This is a genomic window from Burkholderia aenigmatica (assembly GCF_048627025.1).
GTDB lineage: Bacteria > Pseudomonadota > Gammaproteobacteria > Burkholderiales > Burkholderiaceae > Burkholderia > Burkholderia aenigmatica.
Window position 1 is genome coordinate 1,162,462 of sequence record NZ_CP184468.1, and the last position, 21,834, is coordinate 1,184,295.

The following is a 21,834-nucleotide window of genomic DNA, read 5'->3' on the forward strand; positions in this document are numbered from 1 at the left end:
TCGTTGGCATGGGCGGCCGGTGGGCCGGCGCGGGCGCGCGGCCCGGCACGCATTCTACGATGCCCGGTCGGGCCCGGTCACCCCTGTCCTGCGTCAAGGTGCCGCATAGGTCACGCGGTAGATTGCGCCCGCATAGTCGTCGCTGACGAGCAGCGAGCCGTCCGGCAGCGGCAGCACGTCGGCCGGGCGCCCCCATACCGTGCCGTCGGGCCGCAGCCAGCCCGTGACGAACGGGGTCTGGCGCGCCTGGCTGCCGTCCGCCGAGACGACGACGCGCATCACGCGGTAGCCGACCTTCGTGCTGCGGTTCCACGAGCCGTGTTCGGCGATGAACACGTTATTGCGATACGACGCCGGAAACATCGGTCCCGTATAGAAGCGCATGCCGAGTGCCGCGACGTGCGCGCCGAGTTTCAATACGGGCGGCACATAGCGGCGGCATACGTCGGCGCTGCCGAATTCGGGGTCGGGCGTGTCGCCGCCATGACAGTATGGGAAGCCGAAGTCGAGGCCGGCGCGCGGGGCGCGGTTCAGCTTGTCGTCGGGCACGTCGTCGCCCATCATGTCGCGCCCGTTGTCGGTAAACCACAGCTCGCCCGAATCGGGGTGCCACGCAAAGCCGACCGTATTGCGTACGCCGCGGGCGACGACCTCGCTCCCGCTGCCGTCCGTCTTCATGCGTGCGATGATCGCGTAGCGGCCGCGATCGGCGAGACAGACGTTGCACGGTGCGCCGGTTGGCACGTACAGCTTGCCGTCCGGGCCGAACGCGATGAATTTCCAGCCGTGATGGTGTTCGGACGGCAGCGCGTCGGTGACGACGGTGGGGGCGGGTGGTGCGGCGAGCCGGTCGTCGATATGATCGAGACGCAGGATGCGCGATACGGCGGATATATAGAGTGCGCCGCCACGGTAGGCGACGCCGACGGGCATGTCGAGCCCGGACGCGATCACGTAGCGGGCGCTGATCCGGCCCTCGTGCATCACGAACGCATGCACGCGGCCTTCCCGCGTGCCGACATACAGGATGCCGCGCGGCGACCATGCCATTTCGCGGGCGGTCGGTACCGCGTCGGTCAGCACTTCTATGTGGAAGCCGGGCGGCACGACGAGTTGGTCCACCGGCAACGGCGCGGCAAACGCCAGTGCGGACGCGAGGCAGGCAAGGCCGGCAAGCAGCGCCGCGAAACGGTGCTGCGCGCGGCGCGTCGAGGCGGCGCGAAGGGGCGGCATGACGGTGTGGAACGTCCCGGACACGACGATTGTATGCCCGGCGGACAGGCCGCCCACGGATTTTTTACGCGTAAGTGTTTGTTGTACCTCTGATTTCCGGCTATAATCGCGTGTTTCAGTAGTTTCGAACCCGGTTTTCCGAAGGACATCATATGGTTATCATCCGTCTGGCTCGTGGCGGCTCGAAGAAGCGCCCGTTCTACAACATCGTTGCTACCGATTCGCGTAACCGTCGTGACGGCCGCTTCATCGAGCGCGTCGGCTTCTACAACCCGGTCGCTACGAAGGGCGAATCGCTGCGTATCGCTCAGGATCGCCTGACGTACTGGCAAGGCGTTGGCGCACAACTGTCGCCGACCGTCCAGCGTCTCGTGAAGGAAGCGCAAAAGGCGCAACCGGCTGCCTAACATGGCACGGTGTGCCGGTCGTGCCGGCTGTAAGGAGCATTGATGGCGGGTCACGATTCCGGTAATGCAAGGCGCGGGCGTGCGTCGTTTGGCGCATTCGTCCGCAAGCCGGTCGAGCGCGACGCTGTCGCGAACGCCGGTCAGGCTGCCGAGCAGGGTAGTCTCGAAGTGGCGCAAGCCTGGCCCGACGATGCCGTCGAGGTCGGGGCGGTGGTCGACGCCTATGGCCTGAAGGGTTGGGTCAAGGTGGCGACGCATGCCGACGCCGGTCGCGGCGGCGATGCGCTGCTCAACGCGCGCCGCTGGTGGCTGGAACGCGGTGCGGAGCGGCTTTCCGTCCGCATCATGCAGTCGAAGACGCACAGCGACACCGTCGTTGCGCAACCCGCGGGCGTCAGCGACCGCGATGCCGCGCTGGCTATGCGTGGCTTTCGCGTGTTCGTGCGCCGGGAAGATTTCCCGGCATTGGCCGCGGACGAATTCTATTGGGTCGACCTGATCGGTCTCGACGTCGTCAACGAGCAATCGGTGGCACTCGGGAAGGTGAGCGGGATGATCGACAATGGCGTGCATTCGATCATGCGTGTCGAGTATCCGGCGACCGGCAAAGACGGTCAGCCGACCACCGATGAGCGGTTGATTCCGTTCGTCGGCGTATACGTCAAAACGGTGGATCAGGCGGCGCGTCGCATCGTCGTCGACTGGGAAGCCGATTACTGAAATGAACCAGGTTACCGAGAGCGCGGTGCAGTTCGACGTCGTCACGCTCTTCCCCGAGATGTTCCGTGCACTGACCGACTGGGGGATCACCAGCCGGGCCGTCAAGCAAGGGCGCTTCGGGCTGCGCACCTGGAACCCGCGTGATTTCACGACGGACAACTACCGCACGGTCGACGATCGTCCGTACGGTGGTGGTCCGGGCATGGTGATGCTGGCCAGGCCGCTCGAAGCTGCGATCGATGCCGCGAAAGCGGCGCAGGCAGAACAGGGCATCGCGAGCACGCGTGTCGTGATGATGTCGCCGCAAGGTGCACCGCTCACGCACGATCGCGCGGTGCGGATGGCGCAGGAGCCCGGTGTCGTCGTGCTGTGCGGCCGCTATGAAGCGATCGACCAGCGCCTGCTCGATCGTTGCGTCGACGAGGAAATCAGCCTCGGCGATTTCGTGCTGTCCGGCGGGGAATTGCCGGCGATGGCGATGATGGATGCCGTCGTGCGGTTGCTGCCCGGCGTGCTGAACGATTCGCTGTCGGCCGTGCAGGACAGTTTCGCCGATGGCCTGCTCGATTGTCCGCATTACACGCGCCCCGAGGAATACGACGGCGTGCGTGTACCGGATGTGCTGCTCGGCGGGCATCATGCCGAGATCGAGCGGTGGCGGCGTCAGGAAGCATTGAGGAATACGCTGCGGAAGCGGCCGGACCTGATCGTCCGGGCGCGCCGCGAAAAGTTGTTGAGCCGGGCCGACGAGGCGTGGCTTGCGAACCTCGCACGCGAAGCAAAAAACGCCTCCTGAGGCGGCTGCGCGAGCGGGAATTGGCGGTGCCGCGCATGCGTGTGCGGCGCCTGATGTGAATCCATCCTCTATCGGGGCCAGGCCTGGAAGCAGGCGGGTGCCAACGCCGACACGATGGCATAAGGAGTCAGTAATGAATCTGATCGCAAAACTTGAGCAGGAAGAAATCGAGCGCGCGCTCGCCGGCAAGACGATCCCCGACTTCGCCCCGGGCGATACGGTGATCGTGAACGTGAACGTGGTTGAAGGTAACCGCAAGCGCGTTCAGGCTTACGAAGGCGTCGTGATCGCGATTCGCAGCCGTGGTCTGAACTCGAACTTCATCGTCCGCAAGATCTCGTCGGGCGAAGGCGTCGAGCGTACGTTCCAGACGTACTCGCCGCTGCTGGCAAGCATCGTCGTGAAGCGTCGCGGTGATGTGCGTCGTGCGAAGCTGTACTACCTGCGCGAGCGTTCGGGCAAGTCGGCTCGTATCAAGGAAAAGCTGGTGTCGAAGGATCGCACCGCAGCAGCTTCCCAAGAGTAAGAGCTGTAAGGAAAAAGCACCCACCCGGGTGCTTTTTTCATTCTGGCGCGACAATATGCTCGATACGACACGACCCCGAGAGCCCCATTGAATCGCCGCCCCATCATCGATCCCGAAGTCCTGCCGGTCGAAGGCACCGGTGCCGGCCTGCCGGCCATTGATTCCCGTCTGATGACGCCATCCGGCCTGCGTGACCGTTTCGCGCGCACGCTCGAATGGAGCGTCGAGCCCGGCGAGGCGAGGCTGCAGGAGGGCGTCGATCCACGTAGCGCGGCCGTCCTCGTGCCGCTCGTCGTCCGCGAGTCCGGCCTCACCATGCTGCTGACCCAGCGCGCCGACCACCTGAACGACCACGCCGGACAGATCAGCTTCCCCGGCGGTCGTCGCGAACCGTTCGATCGCGATGCAACTGCCACCGCGTTGCGCGAGGCGAAGGAAGAGATCGGGCTGGCAGACGAGCGTGTCGAGATCCTCGGCGCGCTGCCCGACTACCTGACCGGCACGGGCTTCTGCGTGGCGCCGGTGGTCGGCCTCGTGCATCCACCGTTCACCGTGCAGGCCGACACGTTCGAAGTGGCCGAGATTTTCGAGGTGCCGCTCGCGTTCCTGATGAATCCCGCGAACCATCAGGTCCGTGTGTTCCGCTGGGAAGGCGGCGAGCGTCGTTTTTTTGCGATGCCCTATCCAAATGGCGAACCCGGCGGGCATTACTTCATCTGGGGCGCAACTGCCGGCATGTTGCGCAATCTGTACCGCTTCTTGGCCGCCGGCTGATGCCGTGCGCCGACTGGCGCGCGCGGCCGGCAGCCGGGCGACCGTGCCGGCAATCATGCCAGGCTGACGCTGTGCTATCGTTATGCAAAAAATGACATAACTCCGAAGACGGCACACGCATGACTTTCTTCTCGGTTCTCCTCGCTCTCATCATCGAACAGGTCCGCGCGTTGTCGCCGAACAATCCGGTGTTCGCGCTGTTCCAGTTTCACGCGGAAACCGTCGCGCATGGTCTCGACGCAGGCAAGCAGAAGCATGGCATCCTCGCATGGCTCGCGGTCGTACTGCCGTGGGTGCTGATCGTCGCGCTGATCTATTTCCTGCTGTACAAGGTGAGCTTCGTGCTCGCATTCATCTGGAACGTCGTCGTCGTGTACTTCACGCTCGGCTTCCGCCAGTTCAGCCACTACTTCACCGATATCCACCTCGCGCTCAACAACGACGACGTGCCGCGTGCGCGCGAAATCCTGCACGAGTGGACCGGCATCGACACGGTCGACATGCCGGTCGGCGAAATCGTCCGCCATACGCTGATTCATGCGGTCGTCGCGTCCCATCGCCACGTGTTCGGCGTGTTCTTCTGGTATGTGCTGCCGATCGGCCCGGCCGGTGCCGTGCTGTACCGGATCTCCGAATACCTCGCGCGCAGCTGGTCGACGCCGGGCGACGACCGCACGGCGGCCTTCTCGACGTTCGCGCAACGCGCGTTCTTCGTGATCGACTGGATTCCCGCGCGATTGACCGCGCTCGGCTTCGCGATCGTCGGCAATTTCGAGGACGCGATCTACGCGTGGCGCAACCACACGCGCCAGTGGCCCGATCCGAACGACGGCGTCCTGCTGGCCGCCGGCAGCGGAGCGCTCGGCGCACGCCTTGCGGGCCCGCTCGCGGAACCGTCGAGCCTCGATGCGCTGGCCGTCGGCGACAGCGGCCCGTTGACGGTCGGTGACGATTGCACGCCGCGTACGCTGCAATCCGCGGTTGGCCTTGTCTGGCGTGCGGTGATCCTGTGGATGATTCTGCTGCTGATGCTGACACTCGCCGTCTGGGTGTCGTGACGGGGTAGTGCGGTACCCGATGAAAGGCAAAAGGCCGGCGGATGCCGGCCTTTTTGCTGTGGGTCAGTCGTCGCGCGGGTCGCGTACGGCGCCGCATTGCCAGCATGCGGTGAACTGGGCTTCGAGCGCCTCGCCGCACTGCCGGCAGCGCCACGGCGCGGCGCCGGCCGACGGACCGTGCGACGCGGCATCGAGGAGCCGGCGCGCGAGCGCGTCGTCGCGTTCGTCGTCGAGCCACAGCTCGGGCGTGCACGCGTCGGCGGGCAGGCCGCCGAGCGCGCCGGTCGCGTAGCAGTTATGCAGCTCGCAACCGATGCCGGCCACCTGAAGCACGTTGGCCCAATGCTGCGCCGTCGCGAGATCGGGTGCCTTGAAACGCATCGCGGCTCCTGTCGATGAAAGCCGGCCCGCATGGCACCGGCTGGCCGCCGCGCGCGTGCCGCGCGATCAGCGGACGATCTGGCTCGCCTCGTGCACGAGCTGCGCATAGAGCGCATGCCGCGACGGTGCGATGCGGCCGTCGGTGACGGCTTCGAGAATCGCGCAGCCGGGTTCGTGCAGGTGATGACAATTATAGAAACGGCAGTCGGCGAGCAGTGGCCGGAACTCCGGAAAGGCGCGCTCGAGACGGCCTTCCGTCAGATGGTAGAGACCGAATTCCTGGAAGCCCGGCGAATCGATCAGCGCGCCGCCGCCCTCCAATGGGTAGAGGCGCGTGAACGTCGTCGTGTGACGGCCGCTGTTGAGCGCGGCCGAAATCTCGCGCGTGGCGGCTTCGGCATCGGGAACGAGCAGGTTCACGAGCGTCGACTTGCCCATCCCGGACTGGCCGAGCAGGATCGTCGAATGCCCGACGAGGTGCGGCATCAGCTGCGCGCGCGCGTCGTCGGGCGCGCCCTTCACCGACAGCTCGAGCACGTCGTAGCCGAGCGCGCGGTAGGGCGCGAGGCGCTCGCGCGCGACCGGTAGCGCGGCTTCGACGTCGATCTTGTTCAGCACGACGAGCGGCTTCAGCTGGTTCGCCTCGGCGGCGATCAGCGCGCGGCCGAGGAGATCCTCGCTGAAATAGGGCTCGGTCGCGAGCACGATCAGCAACTGGTCGAGGTTGGCCGCGAACAGCTTCGACTTGAACTGGTCGGAGCGGTACAGCAGGTTGCGCCGTTCGCCGATCTCGACGATCACGCCCTGGTCGGCCGATGCGAGCTCGTACACGACGCGGTCGCCGACCGCGATGTCGCTCTTCTTGCCGCGCGGGAAGCACTGCAGCATCGGGCCGCCGTCGTCGGGCGCGACGATGTAGTGGCGCCCGTGCGCCGCGATCACGCGGCCTTCGACCCGTTGCGCGTTCGACGCGCGCGGGGCCGGCTTGCGGGAAGTCGGGCGGCTCATGCGTGTTGCAGCAGGCGGTCGATCCGCTGCGACGCAGGCGGATGCGAGTAGTAGAAGGCCGTGTAGACGGGGTCGGGCGTCAGCGTCGACGCGTTGTCCTCATAGAGCTTCACGAGTGCGCTGACGAGGTCCTGCGCGTCGGTCTGGCTGGCCGCGAAAGCATCGGCCTCGAATTCGTGCTTGCGCGACGTGAGGCTGCCGAACGGCGTCGCGAAGAACAGGAACACGGGAATCGCGAGGAAGAACAGCACGAGCGCGGCGCCCGCGTTGCTGGTGTCGAGCGACGGCGTGACGCCCAGCCCCGTGTAGAACCACGTGCGTTGCGCAAGCCAGCCGAGCAGCGCGAGCAGCACGAGGCTCAGCACGAACGACACGAGCATCCGCTTCATCACGTGGCGACGCTTGAAATGGCCGAGTTCGTGTGCGAGCACGGCCTCGATTTCCTGGCCGGACAGGCGCGCGAGCAGCGTGTCGAAGAACACGATCCGCTTCGACGCGCCGAAGCCCGTGAAGTACGCGTTGCCGTGCGCGGAGCGGCGGCTGCCGTCCATCACGAACAGCCCCTTGGCCGCAAAGCCGCAGCGCTTCATCAGCGACTCGATGCGTGTGCGGAGCGCGTCGTCCTTCAGCGGCTCGAACTTGTTGAAGATCGGTGCGATGAAGGTCGGGTAGATCAGCAGCACGAGCATCTGGAATGCGACCCAGACGATCCAGGTCCACAGCCACCACAGGCTGCCGGCCTGGTTCATCAGCCACAGCACGACGAACAGCAGCGGCAGGCCGAGCGCGGCGCCGAGCAGCGAGTTTTTCAGCATGTCGGTGAAGAACAGCCGCTTCGTCATCCGGTTGAAGCCGAAGCGCTGTTCGATCCCGAACTGGCGGTAATACTCGAACGGGACGTCGATGACGCCCGTGATCGCGAGCACCGCAGCGACGAGCGCGACCTGCTGCCCGTAGCCGCGGCCGAGCCAGCCGGTGAGCAGCGTGTCGAGCGCGCCGACGCCGCCGAGCAGCGTGAGACCGATCAGCACGGCCGCGCTGACGACGATCTCGAGCATCGTCAGCCGGGTGCGCTCGACCGTGTAATCGGCCGCGCGCTGGTGGGCGGTCAGCGGGATGGTTGCGCTGAACTGCGCGGGCACGCCGTTGCGGTGCGCCGCGACGAAGCGGATCTGCCGCGACGCGAGCCACAGCTTGGTGACGACCATCGCGAGCACGGCGAGCGCGAACAGCAGGGTGAACGAAAAGGGTGACATCGAAGGGGCCAAAGGGTTCTATGCGAGAATTATATGTTCTTGCGGACCGGGCCCGCTGTTGCGATGCCGGCCGCCCGGGCGGCGCCGCGCGCCGTCCGCCATTTTCCAGGATGACTCATGACCGATACCGCCGCTTCCACCAGCCAGCCCGCGCTCGTGCGCAACGAGTTGAATCTCGTCTGGCTCGACATGGAGATGACGGGCCTCGACCCGGATAACGACCGCATCATCGAGATCGCGGTCGTCGTGACCAATTCCACGCTCGACATCGCCGTCGAAGGCCCCGTGTTCGCGATCCACCAGAGCGACGAAACGCTCGCGAAGATGGACGACTGGAACAAGTCGACGCACGGCCGCTCGGGCCTGATCGATCGCGTGCGCGCGTCGACCGTGACCGAGGCGGAAGCCGCCGCGCAGTTGCAGGCATTCCTCGCGCAGTACGTATCGCCCGGCAAGTCGCCGATGTGCGGCAACTCGATCTGCCAGGACCGCCGCTTCATGGCGCGCTGGATGCCCGAATTCGAGCGGTTCTTCCACTACCGCAACCTCGACGTCAGCACGCTCAAGGAGCTGTGCCGCCGCTGGCAGCCCGCGATCTACAAGGGCTTCCAGAAGCGTGCGATGCACACGGCGCTCGCGGACATCCACGAGTCGATCGACGAGCTGAAGTACTACCGCGAGCATTTCCTGATTCCGGCCGCGTCGGCTTCGGCAGGCGAGTCCGCGCCGGCCGCCTGAGCAGGCCGGCACGCGCTCAGCGCGGTGCGCGTTGAGCGCTTTTCGGCCGGAACGCCGCGACCACCGCGGTGTCGGTCTCGATGTACGGGCCGCCGATCAGGTCGATGCAGTAGGGCACCGCGGCGAAGATGCCGGGCACGGTCGACTTGCCGTCGGCATCGCGCAGCCCTTCGAGCGTTTCCCGGATCGATTTCGGCTGGCCGGGCAGGTTGATGATCAGCGCCGCATGGTCGGCCGTCTCGCGGATCACCGCGACCTGCCGCGACAGGATCGCGGTCGGCACGAAATTCAGGCTGATCTGCCGCATCTGTTCGCCGAATCCCGGCATTTCCTTCGTCGCCACCGCCAGCGTGGCCTCGGGCGTCACGTCGCGGCGCGCGGGGCCCGTGCCGCCCGTCGTCAGCACGAGGTCGCATCCGGCGACGTCGACGAGCTCGGCGAGCGTGGCGGAGATCGTGGGCGCATCGTCCTGGATCAGGCGCGTTTCGGCGCGCCACGGCGACACCAGCGCGCCGGCGAGCCACTCCTGCAGTGCGGGAATGCCTTTGTCCTCGTAGACACCCGTGCTCGCGCGGTCGCTGATCGACACGAGGCCGACGACGAGCTCGTCCGGGTGGTTACGCTTCGTCGTCGTCATGGTCGTCTCCGGCGTCGTCCGCCGCTTCGTCGTCCGCATTGGACGTGCCGCCAGCGGTCTTGATCCACTGGAACAGCTCGCGGAAATAGCGCGGCGGCTTGCCTTGCTGCGCTTCCTTGCGTGCGTTGCGGATCAGCGTGCGGCCTTCCTGGATGTCGGCTTCCGGGTGCTGGCGCAGGAATTCGGTCAGCGCGTCGTCGCTCGCGAGCAACTGTTCGCGCGTGCGTTCGATCCAGTGCAGGCGGGCCGTCGCGGCCTTGTTCACGCCGCGTTGCGCGTCGAGCGCGGTGCGCAGCGCGGCCGTCTCGTCGTCGGTCAACGAGCGCATCACGCGGCCGACGTACTGGAGCTGGCGGCGCTTGCCTTCGTGATCGGTGATCCGGCGGGCTTCGCGAACGGCGTCCGCGAGGCTTTCGGGCATCGGCATGCGTTTCAGCGCGTCTTTCGGCAGATCGACAAGGGCCTGGCCGAGCACCTGCAGCTCGTGCATTTCGCGCTTCAACTGGGATTTGCTGGGACGATCGTAGCCATTGTCGTCGTCTTCGACGGCATGCTCGATCGGCTGGATTCGGGTTTTGCGTGTCATGGACGGCATTGTATCGCGCCGCGGACACCCCAAGCTTGTCGGTGTCCGGCCCCGGACCTTGCTATGATCGCGGGATACGCAACATTTTGAACATGCGGGCGCCCGCCCGCCACCGGATATCACGACGATGGCAGCCAATCTCGACGTACAAGCGCGCTATTTCCCGCACACGCAGGACCAGCTCAAAGAAATCGCCTCGGACATCCTTCGCCATGCGAAGGCGCTCGGCGCGACGGACGCCGCGACCGAAATCTCCGAGGGCGACGGCCTGTCGGTGTCGGTGCGCCGCGGCGAAGTCGAAACGATCGAGCACAACCGCGACAAGATGGTCGGCGTGACCGTGTTCATCGGCAAGAAGCGCGGCAATGCGAGCACGTCGGATTTTTCGCCGGGCGCGATCAAGGATACCGTCGCCGCCGCTTACAACATCGCGCGCTTCACGGCCGAAGATGAAGCGGCCGGTCTCGCCGAGGCCGAGCTGCTCGAAACCGACCCGCGCGACCTCGATCTGTACCACCCGTGGGCGCTGACGGCCGACGAGGCCGTCGAGCTCGCCCGCCGCGCGGAAGATGCCGCATTCGCGGTCAGCCCGCAGATCCGCAATTCGGAAGGCGCGAGCGTGTCGGCCCAGCATTCGCAGTTCGTGCTCGCGACATCGCGCGGCTTCCTGTCCGGCTACCCGTATTCGCGCCACTACATCGCCTGCGCGCCGATCGCGGGCAGCGGCCGTCACATGCAGCGCGACGACTGGTATTCGTCGAAGCGCAGCGCGATCGATCTCGCGGCGCCCGAAGCGGTGGGCCGTTACGCGGCCGAGCGTGCGCTTGCGCGAATGGGCGCGCGCCGTCTGGACACCCGCAAGGTGCCCGTGCTGTTCGAAGCACCACTCGCGGCCGGCCTGCTCGGCGCGTTCGTGCAGGCGGTGAGCGGCGGCGCGCTGTACCGCAAGACGTCGTTCCTCGTCGACAGCCTCGGCAAGCCGGTGTTCGCACCGCACATCCAGGTCGTCGAGGATCCGCACGTGCCGCGCGCGATGGGCAGCGCACCGTTCGACGAGGAAGGCGTGCGCACGCGTGCGCGCAGCGTCGTCAAGGACGGTGTCGTCGAAGGCTACTTCCTGTCGACCTATTCGGCGCGCAAGCTCGGCACACAGACCACCGGCAACGCAGGCGGCTCGCACAACCTCGCGCTGCGCAGCTCGAACACGCAGGCGGGCGACGATTTCGACGCGATGCTGAAGAAGCTCGGCACCGGCCTGTTGCTGACCGAGCTGATGGGGCAGGGCGTGAACTACGTGACGGGCGACTATTCGCGCGGCGCGGCGGGCTTCTGGGTCGAGAACGGCGTGATCCAGTATCCGGTCGAGGAAATCACGGTTGCGAGCACGCTGCAGGAAATGTTCCGCCATATCGTCGCGATCGGCGCTGATTCGATCGTGCGCGGCACGAAGGAAACGGGCTCGGTGCTGATCGAGCAGATGACGATCGCCGGGCAGTAAGCGGCGCGCGGCGTCGGCCGTCATCAAACGAAAAAGCCCGACCGGCGTGAGCCGGTCGGGCTTTTTTCATTGCGCGCGACGCGTCAGCCGCGCTTGCGCGCGTAGACGACGAACGCATAGCCGAACGTGTTCGGCGCGGCCGCCTGGTGCGCATCGCGCGATACTTCCTGCCAGTGCGCGGCGTCGGGCGCCGGGAACGATGCGTCACCGTCGAAGTCGGCATCGATCTCGGTGACGACCAGCTTGTCGGCGAGGGCGAGGCCTTCCGTGTAGAGTTGCGCGCCGCCGATCAGGAACGCTTCGGGCACCCCGTCGCGCGCGGCGAGCGCGAGCGCGTCCGCGAGCGACGTGACCGTGTCGCAGCCGTCGAAGCGGCGCGTCGAGTCGCGCGTGACGACGATATTGCGGCGGCCCGGCAGCGGCCGGCCGATCGACTCGTGGGTCTTGCGGCCCATCACGATCGGTGCGCCCATCGTCGTGCGCTTGAAGAAGGCGAGATCCTCGGGAAGTTTCCAGGGCAACTGGTTGTCGCGGCCGATGATGCCGTTGCGGGCACGCGCGACGATCAGGGTCAACGTCGTCATGAAGGTCGGAGAGAGGAAAACCGGAATGGCGCCGATTCTACCGGAACGGCGGCGGGTGCCGGTTCCGGGGGCGCGCATCCGTCTTTCTGCGCTGCGCGCCGCGACGCTCGAAGCAATGCGTCGCGGCGATGGAATGAATAAAAAGAGTGCCCGCCGGGGGACGGAGCACAAAACCGTTTCGTGTTGCGAGATCGATGATGCGGGCTCTGACCGATGCGGTCAGGTCTGCTCAAATCAATATGTCATCCTTATCAAATGGATCGGTCGATGCATTACTGACGCGTCGTGCCTTGCGTGGTGCCTTCCATCGCGTGCTGCACGTCGCCCGGCTGCGGTACCGGGAGCGGCATCGGTAACAGAGGCGGCGGCGGGATCTCGTCCCACAGCGTCACGAAAGTCCTGCCGGCCGGCAGCGGTTGCGGTGACGACACGGTCACGATGCCGAACCCGTTGACGTGCTGCATGTCCGGCGCGTTTGCCGCAAGCAGCATGACGCGATCCGGATTCGTGCTTTCGTCTGCGCGGACGGGCGTGGGCGGGCCGGCGGCCGCGACCGCAATGGCCATCGGCACGAAAGAAAGTAAAAGATGTTTTCGCATGGTCGCTGTCTCCGACGGTTTTCATATTCAGCGAAATGCATGCCATCGCGCCGGGACCATTGTCGAGACTGCGATTCGTGCGCAAGCGTTGCGAATTGTGTCGAAAAACGGCTGAAAATGTTTCAGGCCTGAAACGAGGGGGCTCGGGAATACTGCGGATTCAATCGATACGCTTCAAGGACGAAAATCGCCGCATGTGTTGATGGCAGAGCGTATCGCTGCGCGGGGCTATGTGCAGACGATTGACATGCATCGACCTCCTGAGCGATTCGGCCGCATCGCCCACCGCGCTGAAATCGGATTGTCGTATTCAGTGCCTATAACCAAGCTGTCTGGATCACAAAATAACTGGACGCGAGATAAGCGCCATCATGCGAGGCTTTGTCGTCGCCGCGCATCGGCATGGCGAATCGAGCCACCTTTGGCTGACCCGATTCGATCCTTTTCGCACGTGACGTGGCGTGCACGGCAATCGTTAGACGGTTGATGAACGGGGTGAGCATATGGGAGCCGATCAGCGGCACGTGATCTACTATTCGCGCGAACCGAACGACGCGTTGCGCGGCTATTTCGACGAATGCGGTTGGCGTGTCGATCTCGCGGAGACCGTGCGAGACGTACGGCGCGTCGTGCAGCATGGTGTCGCAACGGCCGGGCTGCTCGATTTTTCGCCGGGCTTCAAACCCTCGGACCTGCGCGAACTCGAATCCTGTCTGAGCATTCAGCACATCGGCTGGATCGCGGCGACGCGCCGCGGCCAGTTGCAGGACGCTACGCTGCGTCATCTCATTCGCGATTACTGTTTCGACTACGTGACGATGCCGTACGAGACGTCGCGGATCGTCGAGACCGTCGGTCATGCGCACGGCATGGTCGCGCTGACCGAACCCGTTGCGCCACCCGTCGGCACCGGACGCAGCGAAGGCGAAATGGTCGGAACCTGCGATGCGATGCTCGGGCTCTTCAGGACGATTCGCCGCGTCGCGGCCACCGACGCGCCGGTGTTCATCTCGGGCGAATCGGGTACGGGCAAGGAGCTGACGGCGGTCGCGATTCACGAGCGGTCGTCGCGCGCGCAGGCGTCGTTCATCGCGATCAATTGCGGTGCGATTCCGTCGACGCTGCTGCAGGCCGAGTTGTTCGGCTATGAGCGCGGCGCGTTCACCGGCGCGAACCAGCGCAAGATCGGCCGCGTCGAGGCCGCCAACGGCGGCACGCTGTTTCTCGACGAGATCGGCGATCTGCCGCTCGAAAGCCAGGCAAGCCTGCTGCGCTTCCTGCAGGAAGGCAAGATCGAGCGGTTGGGGGCCCACGTGTCGGTGCCCGTCGATGTGCGCGTGATCTGCGCGACGCACGTGGACATGGAAGCGGCGCTGCGCGAAGGGCGGTTCCGCGAGGATCTGTACCATCGCCTGTGCGTGCTGAAGATCGAAGAGCCGCCATTGCGTGCGCGCGGCAAGGACATCGAGGTGCTCGCGCGGCACATGCTCGAGCGTTTCAAGGGCGACGCGCATCGTCGCCTGCGCGGCTTTTCCCCTGACGCGGTCGCGTCGCTGTACGGCTATTCATGGCCGGGCAACGTGCGCGAGCTGATCAATCGCGTGCGCCGCGCGATCGTCATGTCGGAGGGCCGGATGATCACCGCGGCCGATCTCGAGCTGAACGACTTCGCGACGCTCGCGCCCGTGTCGCTGCTGGAGGCGCGTGAGGCGGCCGAGCGGCAGGCGATCGAGCAGGCGCTGTTGCGTCATCGGGGCCGTTTCGCGGATGCGGCGCGCGAACTCGGTGTGTCGCGCGTCACGCTCTACCGGCTGATGTGCGCGCACGGCATGCGCGATCGCGGCGACACGCTGGCAGGGTTTTCGGCGCCGTTGCCGGAGCTTCCTCACCACGCTTGCTAAAATTGGCGGGTACGGCCGCCCTCGCGGCCGAAGGAACCCGCATGAAACAGTATCTCGATCTCGTTCGTACCATTCTCGATACCGGCACCTGGCAGGAGAACCGCACGGGGATCCGCACCATCAGCATGCCGGGCGCGATGCTGCGTTTCGACCTGCAGCAAGGCTTCCCGGCCGTGACGACCAAGAAGCTGGCGTTCAAGTCCGCGATCGGCGAGCTGGTCGGCTTCCTGCGCGCGTCGCGCAGCGCGGCCGATTTCCGCGCGCTTGGCTGCAAGGTGTGGGACGCGAACGCGAACGAGAACGCGCAGTGGCTCGCGAACCCGTATCGCCAGGGCGTCGACGATCTTGGCGACGTGTACGGCGTGCAATGGCGCCAGTGGCCGGGCTACAAGGTGCTCGACGCGGGCGCCGACGCGCAGATCGCCGATGCGACGCGCCGCGGCTTCCGGATCGTCACGCGTTTCGACGAAGACGGCGCGCCGAAGGTGCTGCTGTACAAGGCGATCGACCAGCTGCGCCAGTGCCTGGACACGATCATGGAGAATCCGTCCGACCGGCGCATCCTGTTTCACGCGTGGAATCCGGCCGTGCTCGACGAGATCGCGCTGCCCGCGTGCCATCTGCTGTACCAGTTCCTGCCGAATGCGACGACGCGCGAGATCTCGCTGTGCCTGTACATCCGCAGCAACGACGTCGGCCTCGGTACGCCGTTCAACCTGACGGAAGGGGCCGCGCTGCTGTCGCTCGTCGGCCGGCTGACGGGCTACACGCCGCGCTGGTTCACGTACTTCATCGGCGACGCGCACATCTACGAGAACCAGCTCGACATGCTGCAGCGCCAGCTCACCCGCGAGCCTTACGACAGCCCGCGGCTCGAGATCGCCGAGCGTGTGCCGGAATACGCGAAGACGGGCGTCTACGCGCCCGAGTGGCTGGAGCAGATCGAGCCGTCCGATTTCTCGCTCGTCGGCTATCGACACCATGAGCCGCTGACCGCGCCGATGGCGGTCTGATCGCGCGACCCGGGCCGTGCGGATGCATCGATCCGCGCCCGACAGAAACAAGGCCCGACCGGCTGATGCCGGTCGGGCCTTTTTGTTTCACGTTTGCGGCACTTACTGGCGATGCCGCTCTTCGTGACCGCCTTGCGGCGGCGGGTTGCTCGGGCGCGGCGCCTCGACGTGCGGGGCCGGTTGCGGCCGCGGTTCCATGCGCGGTGCGGGCATCGACGGGCGCGGTTCCATGCGTGGTGCCGGTTGCGGCCGCGGCTCCATACGCGGCGCGGGTTGCGGCCGTGGATCCATGCGTGGCGCCTGCGGTTGCGGGCGCGGCATGTCATGCACGGCGGGGGCTGGCGGACGGTACTCGTTCACGCGTGGCGGGGCGATTTCGCGGTGCGGCGCCGGTTGCGCGAATTCCGGGCGCGGTTGCGGCGCGGGCGCCGCGCGTTCCGGTTGCGGTTGCCCATGCTGGGCCGGCGTCTGGAAATCAGGGCGCGGACGCGGCTGCGGAATCTGCGCCGTATTGTCGAGCCGCGGTTGCGGCAGTGCGCGCGGCGCTTCGTTTCGGCCGCCGGGCTGCGCGCCCTGCGGCGTCGTCACGCCCTCCGGATGCGGGACCGCAGCGCTGCGCACGGGCGGCAGCGCATTCTGTCCCGCCGCATGCAGCGCGGTGGGCGGAGCGGGGCGCTGACGCTCCATTGGCGTGTGCGGCTGCATCCACGCGGGCGACGGCGCCTCGGCTGCGTGCGCATTGCCGATGCCCGACGGACCGTTGTTCGCCACCGGTGGATGCGGGACGCCGTTGCCCGGCTCGAAGGCCTGATGCGGCATCGGGTTGCCGCGTGCCTGCGGCATGCCGCCGTTGGCGAAACGCGGTGCGTTGGGGGTTTCGCCGTTCGCCGGCCGCGCGGCATTCGGTATGCCCGGCATCGGTGCTCCCTGCATCGGAGCCCCCGTCCGCCCGGCCTGCGCGGCGACCGGCTGGCCTTCGCGAGACGCGCGAGCCGGCTGCACGACGGGGCCGTGCGGATTCACGAGCTGCACGTTGTGCATCGCCCATGCGCCGTCGCCCGGCTTGCCCGGTACGCGGACCGGACGCGCCGTATAGTCGGCCGGCACGTTCGTCTTCACGACAGGCGCACCGGCGCCTGGCACGCGCCCGCCTTGCTGCGCGAGGTGGGCCGCGGCCTGGTCGCGATACGCGGCTGGCACGGCAGGATTGCGCGTCGCGACGTACGGGTGCTGCGCGATCGCCGCCGGCGGACGGTAGCTCGCATTGCGCAGCCCGCCGGTGAAGCTCTGGCGCACCGGCGCAATGCCGGGCGTACCCGGCGTGACGTGCGCATTGCGCCATTGCTGCGGATCGACGTGCTGCGAGAAGTGCGCGACCGGCTGGCCGTGCACGAACGCGGACGCCGGTACGGCCGTGATCGCGTGCGGCGCGCGGAAGTTCACGTACGTCTTGTTGATGTTGGTGATATTGGTGATGTTCGTCACGTTCACGGTCTTGTTCACGTTGACGTTGTTCACCACGATGTTGCGGTTCACGCGGTCGTAGTAGTGCGGGCTCCAGCCGCCCCAGCCCGGGTGCCACGGTTCGCCCGGGCCGAGCGCGAACCACGCGCAGCCGGCCGCGGCGACGCCGCCCACCGTGAGCGCGACGCTCCAGTCGGGGCCGCCGCCACCGCCCACGAACGCGACGAGTGCCGGCGCATAGACCGGCGGCTGGCTGACGACCAGCGGGCCCGGTACCCAGGCCCAGCTATCGTCCACGTATGCCCAGCGGCCATAGTGATACGGCGCGAAGCCCCACGGCGCGTCGTCGACCCAGGTCCAGCCCCACGGTGCCTGCCAGATCCAGTGGCCGTCGTGATACGGCGCCCAGTCGGCCGGCGTGTCGTTCGGCACCCATACCTGGCCGTAGTTCGGGGTTTCGCGCCACGTGCCGTTCGCGTCGAGATCCTGGTAGCCGGGAATGTCGCGGGACACATAGCGGGCCGACACCGAGCGCTCCTCGGCCGCATCGCGGCTGGCGGCCCACTGGTCGAGCGGATCGGGGCCGGGGGCAGCGGATTGCTGCGCGACCTGCAGGTCGGTGCCCGTGAACACGACCTGCTGCCCCGGTGACAGCGGGTACTGGCCGTTGCTGCCGTAGGCGGTCGCACTGCCGCTGCGCAACGTGACCGTCGTGCTCGCGCCGTTCGGTGCGACGTCGACGCGATAGTCGCCGGGGCCCGTGATGCCGAGCGCGAGGTTCGGCGTGTCGATTTCGTACGTTCCACCGGCCGGCAGATCGCGCACGTGCGTCGATACGGTGCCGAGCCCCACTTTCAGCTGAGTCGTCGAGTCGTCGAGGTTCAGCACCGACAGGCTCGTCGACTCGCCGAGCCGCACCGCGGTCGAGCCGATGTGCAGTTCCGAGCGCGCACCGGCATCGTTCCAGAGCTGGTCGCCGGTCGTCAGCGGCCGGTTCACGGCGGCATACGACCATGTATCGGTGCCGGCCGGTTCGGTCGTCACGGCGCCCGACAGGTAATTGAGCCGCGCGACACGGCTGGGCGGATCGCCGCCCGGTTGCCGTGCCGCAGCCGAATAGGGCGGGGCGTCGGCCGATTGCGCGAATGCGGGGGGCAGTGCCGCAAGCGCAACGAACGCGAGCAGCGTGCAGCGGGCGGTTCGCTTGAGCGTGAACAGGGTGGCCATGGTGAGCGTCTTCGTCATTATCGCGGCGCGTCGATTCGTGCCGTTGAGTTCACAATATCCGCTCGGCCTGTTTCAATGCTCGGTGTTTTGTAAGTTGAATGGCACGCGATGTAACAAAACCTGACGACCGCGCGCCGTTGTCGTGCAGACGCAATCCAGGCGTCAAGCGGACGTAAGCCAGCCGTCGAAAAGCTGCTGTCCGGGCACGGTGACGCGCAGCACGCGCGGTCGTGCGGCGCGCTCGATCCAGCCGTGCGCGCAGAAGCTCTCGAGCAGCGCCGCACCGAGTGCGCCGCCGAGATGCGAGCGACGCTCGCTCCAGTCGAGGCAGCCGCACGCGAAGCGGCGCCGGCGCGTGCGCTGCTGCGCGACGTCGATGCCCCATTGTGCAAGCGCCTGGGTGCCGAGTTCGGTGGCCTCGATCGCGTCGCCGTCGGCAAGTAGCCAGCCGCGCGCAGTGAGCCCGTCGAAGATGCGCACCGCGAGTTCACCGGCCATGTGGTCGTAGCAGGTGCGCGCATAGCGCAGTTCGGCCGGGACCGTGCGGGACGGCGACGGAACCGGGCGATGCGGCGCGGCCGCGCGGGCGACGTTCGCGAGCGCCTCGAGCGAGGCCGCGATATCGGCCGATGCGATCCGGTAGTAGCGGTGCCGGCCGCGCACGTCGAGCGCGAGCAGGCCGCCTTCGGTCAAGCGCGCGAGGTGGGCGCTTGCGGCGGACGGCGACAGCCCCGCGATCATCGTCAGTTCGCCTGCGGGTCGCGCGCTGCCGTCCATCAGCACCCATAGCATCGCGGCGCGCCCGGGGTCGGCGATCAGCGAGCCGATGCGGCTCAGGCCCGGAAAGTGGTGGTCGTCTTGGTCGGTCATCGTCGTGTCTCGTCAGGCGGGATGATCTTCAGTGTAGTGGGCGCGCGCATTCGATGTTTCGCTGTTGGCTGAAATGTCGGATGCGGCGGCGCTGGCGTCGTCGATGCGGCGAACCGGGCTGCGGCCGCTTGCGGCGCGCGCGTAGAATGGCCGAAAGCGGCGGCAGCGGGCTGCCGCATGTGACACGACGCAATGATGAAGACGATTTTCTGTTTGCTGGCGGCCGCGCTCGTCTGTGCAGCCTGTGCGCAGGGCGAGGCGGGCGCGACCGGCGAGCGCGGCGGCAGCATCGAGATGTACGGCACGATCGATCAGGGCATCACGGTGCGCCGCTGACCGGTGCCGGTGGCGTGTGCGCCGGGCACGGCCCTGGCAGCCGCGCCACGCGGGGCGCTCCGCGACGCGTTGCCGCAGCGCAACGTATAATGGCCCGATTACAGCGCCCCTGCCGCCTGGAGCCAACAAGATGTCCCAACCGTCCCCCGTACCGGCCGCCCTCGACCGCACCGAAACCGTCTTCCGCTTCCTCGCCGAGCCGTCGTCCGTGAACTTCGGCGGCAAGGTGCATGGCGGCGCGCTGATGAAGTGGATCGACGAGGTCGCGTATGCGTGCGCGGCCGTCTGGTCGAGCCGCTATTGCGTGACGGTCAGCGTCGGCAACATCCGTTTCCAGCGTCCGATCATGGTCGGCAATCTGGTCGAGCTGAAGGCGCGCGTCGTTGCGACGGGCCGTACCAGCATGCATATCCATGTGTCCGTGCATGCCGGCGATCCGAAGGGCGGCATGCTGCGCCAGACGACCGATTGCCTGGTCGTGTTCGTCGCGGTCGACGAGAACGGCAACCCGGTGCCGGTGCCGCCGTTCGTGCCCGAGACCGACGAGCAGAAGGTGCTCGCGAAATATGCGGCCGACGTGCGGGCCGCGCTCGACAAGATCGTCGAGATGAAGCCGGAAGAAGTCGCGAAGGGCGCGGTCTGACCGGTGCGGGCGCCGCGCATCGCGCCGCGCCCGTCGTCCAGCCTCTTCCTGCCGTTACTGCGCCCCGATCATCTGCTCGGGACGTACCCACGCATCGAATTCCGCCTCGGTCAGGTAGCCGAGCGCGAGCGCGGCCGCCTTCAGCGTCGTGCCTTCCTTGTGCGCCTTCTTGGCGATCTGCGCGGACTTGTCGTAGCCGATGTGCGGATTGAGCGCCGTCACGAGCATCAGCGATTCGTTCAGCAGCAGGTCGATCCGCGAGCGGTTCGGTTCGATGCCCACCGCGCAGTGGTCGTTGAAGCTCTGCGCGCCGTCGGCGAGCAGCCGCACCGACTGCAGCACGTTGTGCGCGATCATCGGCCGGAATACGTTCAGCTCGAAGTTGCCGCTCGCGCCGCCGACGTTCACCGCGACGTCGTTGCCGAACACCTGGCAGCACAGCATCGTCACGGCTTCGGACTGCGTCGGGTTCACCTTGCCCGGCATGATCGAGCTGCCCGGCTCGTTTTCCGGAATCGACAGCTCGCCGAGCCCGCAGCGCGGCCCGCTCGCGAGCCAGCGGACGTCGTTCGCGATCTTCATCAGGCCGGCTGCCACCGTCTTCAGCGCGCCGTGCGCGAACACCAGCGCGTCGGCGGCCGCCATTACCTCGAACTTGCTCGGTGCCGTCACGAACGGCAGTTTCGCGAGCCGGCCGATTTCATCGGCGACGCGCACCGCGAACTCCGGATGCGCGTTCAGCCCCGTGCCGACCGCGGTGCCGCCGAGCGCGAGTTCGTACAGGTGCGGCAACGCCGATTCGACGTGACGGATGCCCTGGTCGAGCTGCGCGACGTAGCCGGAAAACTCCTGGCCGAGCGTGAGCGGCGTTGCGTCCTGCAGGTGCGTGCGGCCGATCTTCACGATGTCGGCGAACGCCTTCGACTTCGCGTCGAGCGTCGTGCGCAGCGTGCGCAGTGCCGGCAGCAGGTGGTTGACGATCGCGTACGCGGCCGCGACGTGCATCGCGGTCGGGAACACGTCGTTCGACGACTGGCCGCGGTTCACGTCGTCGTTCGGATGAACCTTGCGCGCTTCGCCGCGCTCGCCGCCCAGCAGTTCGCTCGCGCGATTCGCGATCACCTCGTTGAGGTTCATGTTGGTCTGCGTGCCGGAGCCCGTCTGCCACACGGCGAGCGGGAATTCGCGCGGATGCTTGCCGGCGATGATCTCGTCGGCCGCGTCGATGATCGCGCGCGCCTTGTCGTCGGCCAACACGCCGAGCGACTGGTTCACGGCCGCCGCGGCGCGCTTGACGATCGCGAGCGCGTGGATCAGCTCGGGCGACTGCTTCTCGGTCGAGATCCGGAAATTCTGCAGCGAGCGCTCGGTCTGTGCGCCCCAGAGCCGGTCGGCCGGCACGGCGATCTCGCCGAACGTATCGCGTTCCATCCGAACTGCTTCGTTCATGATCCACTCCTCCAGGAAAGGGGAAAGGCCGCGCGTGGTCGCGCGGCATCAGACGTAATCAGACGTATCGTGAGGCAGTCGCGCCGCTCGCGCGGCGTCTTGAGATCTTCAACCGACAAGCATAGCGCCG

23 protein-coding genes are annotated in these 21,834 nt (G+C 67.0%); 12 read left to right on the plus strand and 11 right to left on the minus strand.

Annotation, left to right across the window (positions count from 1 at the left end; genetic code table 11):
• Positions 1-93: 93 nt before the first annotated feature.
• Positions 94-1,233, minus strand: coding sequence for a PQQ-dependent sugar dehydrogenase (locus ACN8ZM_RS05500; protein WP_420210728.1), 1,140 nt, complete (start codon positions 1,231-1,233; stop codon positions 94-96).
• A gap of 152 nt (positions 1,234-1,385) precedes the next feature.
• Here ACN8ZM_RS05500 and rpsP point away from each other — a divergent pair, with 152 nt between their 5' ends.
• The 6 genes from rpsP (at position 1,386) to ACN8ZM_RS05530 (ending at position 5,514) form a co-directional block, all read left to right on the plus strand.
• Positions 1,386-1,640 (plus strand): 30S ribosomal protein S16, encoded by a 255-nt coding sequence (gene rpsP, locus ACN8ZM_RS05505; protein ID WP_006476550.1) that lies wholly within the window; start codon positions 1,386-1,388, stop codon positions 1,638-1,640.
• Positions 1,641-1,682: 42 nt separating this feature from the next.
• Positions 1,683-2,360, plus strand: a complete 678-nt coding sequence (gene rimM, locus ACN8ZM_RS05510; RefSeq protein WP_043181889.1) for a ribosome maturation factor RimM — start codon at positions 1,683-1,685, stop codon at positions 2,358-2,360.
• Between the two features lies 1 nt (position 2,361).
• The gene (gene trmD / locus ACN8ZM_RS05515; protein WP_043181891.1) at positions 2,362-3,156 is read left to right on the plus strand and encodes a tRNA (guanosine(37)-N1)-methyltransferase TrmD; all 795 of its coding nucleotides are present in this window, start codon (positions 2,362-2,364) and stop codon (positions 3,154-3,156) included.
• Between the two features lie 133 nt (positions 3,157-3,289).
• Positions 3,290-3,682 carry a 50S ribosomal protein L19 gene (rplS, locus tag ACN8ZM_RS05520; RefSeq protein WP_043181894.1) on the plus strand — a complete coding sequence of 131 codons (393 nt, stop codon included), beginning with the start codon at positions 3,290-3,292 and terminating at the stop codon, positions 3,680-3,682.
• A gap of 87 nt (positions 3,683-3,769) precedes the next feature.
• Positions 3,770-4,456 (plus strand): CoA pyrophosphatase, encoded by a 687-nt coding sequence (locus tag ACN8ZM_RS05525; RefSeq protein WP_301769072.1) that lies wholly within the window; start codon positions 3,770-3,772, stop codon positions 4,454-4,456.
• A gap of 119 nt (positions 4,457-4,575) precedes the next feature.
• Entirely contained in the window at positions 4,576-5,514 is a 939-nt protein-coding gene (locus tag ACN8ZM_RS05530; RefSeq protein WP_043181898.1) for a CobD/CbiB family protein, read from the plus strand.
• A 63-nt stretch (positions 5,515-5,577) separates the two neighbouring features.
• Here the strand turns inward: ACN8ZM_RS05530 and ACN8ZM_RS05535 are convergent, their stop codons facing one another.
• From ACN8ZM_RS05535 to ACN8ZM_RS05545, 3 genes are all read right to left on the minus strand, one after another.
• Positions 5,578-5,895, minus strand: a complete 318-nt coding sequence (locus ACN8ZM_RS05535) for a putative signal transducing protein (protein ID WP_021159739.1) — start codon at positions 5,893-5,895, stop codon at positions 5,578-5,580.
• Positions 5,896-5,961: 66 nt separating this feature from the next.
• A complete protein-coding gene (gene rsgA, locus ACN8ZM_RS05540) occupies positions 5,962-6,903 on the minus strand; it encodes a ribosome small subunit-dependent GTPase A (RefSeq protein WP_420210729.1) in 942 nt (313 codons plus the stop codon).
• Positions 6,900-8,159, minus strand: a complete 1,260-nt coding sequence (locus ACN8ZM_RS05545; protein ID WP_043181903.1) for a M48 family metallopeptidase — start codon at positions 8,157-8,159, stop codon at positions 6,900-6,902. Before ACN8ZM_RS05545 ends, rsgA begins: the two co-directional genes overlap by 4 nt.
• A gap of 117 nt (positions 8,160-8,276) precedes the next feature.
• Between ACN8ZM_RS05545 and orn the strand changes: the two genes are divergently transcribed.
• A complete protein-coding gene (gene orn, locus ACN8ZM_RS05550; RefSeq protein WP_031399981.1) occupies positions 8,277-8,897 on the plus strand; it encodes an oligoribonuclease in 621 nt (206 codons plus the stop codon).
• 16 nt (positions 8,898-8,913) lie between these two features.
• On the opposite strand, the gene mog is transcribed toward orn, so the two are convergent.
• Positions 8,914-9,534 carry a molybdopterin adenylyltransferase gene (gene mog, locus ACN8ZM_RS05555; RefSeq protein WP_051889796.1) on the minus strand — a complete coding sequence of 207 codons (621 nt, stop codon included), beginning with the start codon at positions 9,532-9,534 and terminating at the stop codon, positions 8,914-8,916.
• Complete coding sequence (gene yjgA / locus ACN8ZM_RS05560) at positions 9,515-10,120, minus strand: ribosome biogenesis factor YjgA (protein WP_277405077.1); 606 nt, start codon at positions 10,118-10,120, stop codon at positions 9,515-9,517. The genes mog and yjgA overlap by 20 nt, the downstream gene beginning before the upstream one ends.
• Before the next feature lie 127 nt (positions 10,121-10,247).
• On the opposite strand from yjgA, the gene pmbA reads away from it, so the two are divergent.
• On the plus strand, positions 10,248-11,618 hold the full coding sequence (gene pmbA, locus ACN8ZM_RS05565; protein ID WP_011351368.1) for a metalloprotease PmbA: 1,371 nt from the start codon (positions 10,248-10,250) through the stop codon (positions 11,616-11,618).
• An 83-nt stretch (positions 11,619-11,701) separates the two neighbouring features.
• Here the strand turns inward: pmbA and ACN8ZM_RS05570 are convergent, their stop codons facing one another.
• Entirely contained in the window at positions 11,702-12,202 is a 501-nt protein-coding gene (locus ACN8ZM_RS05570; RefSeq protein ID WP_420210730.1) for a dihydrofolate reductase, read from the minus strand.
• A gap of 272 nt (positions 12,203-12,474) precedes the next feature.
• Positions 12,475-12,801, minus strand: a complete 327-nt coding sequence (locus ACN8ZM_RS05575) for a hypothetical protein (protein WP_043181912.1) — start codon at positions 12,799-12,801, stop codon at positions 12,475-12,477.
• A 503-nt stretch (positions 12,802-13,304) separates the two neighbouring features.
• Here ACN8ZM_RS05575 and ACN8ZM_RS05580 point away from each other — a divergent pair.
• Both ACN8ZM_RS05580 and ACN8ZM_RS05585 read left to right on the plus strand, forming a co-directional pair.
• On the plus strand, positions 13,305-14,702 hold the full coding sequence (locus ACN8ZM_RS05580) for a sigma-54 dependent transcriptional regulator (RefSeq protein ID WP_043181914.1): 1,398 nt from the start codon (positions 13,305-13,307) through the stop codon (positions 14,700-14,702).
• 41 nt (positions 14,703-14,743) lie between these two features.
• Positions 14,744-15,715: a thymidylate synthase gene (locus ACN8ZM_RS05585; RefSeq protein WP_043181915.1), complete on the plus strand. Its 972-nt coding sequence runs from the start codon at positions 14,744-14,746 to the stop codon at positions 15,713-15,715.
• A 102-nt stretch (positions 15,716-15,817) separates the two neighbouring features.
• Here the strand turns inward: ACN8ZM_RS05585 and ACN8ZM_RS05590 are convergent, their stop codons facing one another.
• Together ACN8ZM_RS05590 and ACN8ZM_RS05595 are read right to left on the minus strand one after the other, a co-directional pair.
• On the minus strand, positions 15,818-18,406 hold the full coding sequence (locus ACN8ZM_RS05590; protein ID WP_420210980.1) for a DUF6600 domain-containing protein: 2,589 nt from the start codon (positions 18,404-18,406) through the stop codon (positions 15,818-15,820).
• Between the two features lie 162 nt (positions 18,407-18,568).
• Positions 18,569-19,276: an ArsR/SmtB family transcription factor gene (locus ACN8ZM_RS05595; RefSeq protein ID WP_043181916.1), complete on the minus strand. Its 708-nt coding sequence runs from the start codon at positions 19,274-19,276 to the stop codon at positions 18,569-18,571.
• 192 nt (positions 19,277-19,468) lie between these two features.
• On the opposite strand from ACN8ZM_RS05595, the gene ACN8ZM_RS05600 reads away from it, so the two are divergent.
• Together ACN8ZM_RS05600 and ACN8ZM_RS05605 are read left to right on the plus strand one after the other, a co-directional pair.
• The gene (locus ACN8ZM_RS05600; protein ID WP_420211008.1) at positions 19,469-19,612 is read left to right on the plus strand and encodes a hypothetical protein; all 144 of its coding nucleotides are present in this window, start codon (positions 19,469-19,471) and stop codon (positions 19,610-19,612) included.
• Between the two features lie 130 nt (positions 19,613-19,742).
• Complete coding sequence (locus tag ACN8ZM_RS05605) at positions 19,743-20,255, plus strand: acyl-CoA thioesterase (protein ID WP_039370920.1); 513 nt, start codon at positions 19,743-19,745, stop codon at positions 20,253-20,255.
• Between the two features lie 54 nt (positions 20,256-20,309).
• Here ACN8ZM_RS05605 and fumC read toward each other — a convergent pair whose 3' ends face one another.
• Positions 20,310-21,704 carry a class II fumarate hydratase gene (fumC, locus tag ACN8ZM_RS05610; protein WP_420210731.1) on the minus strand — a complete coding sequence of 465 codons (1,395 nt, stop codon included), beginning with the start codon at positions 21,702-21,704 and terminating at the stop codon, positions 20,310-20,312.
• Positions 21,705-21,834 lie beyond the last annotated feature (130 nt).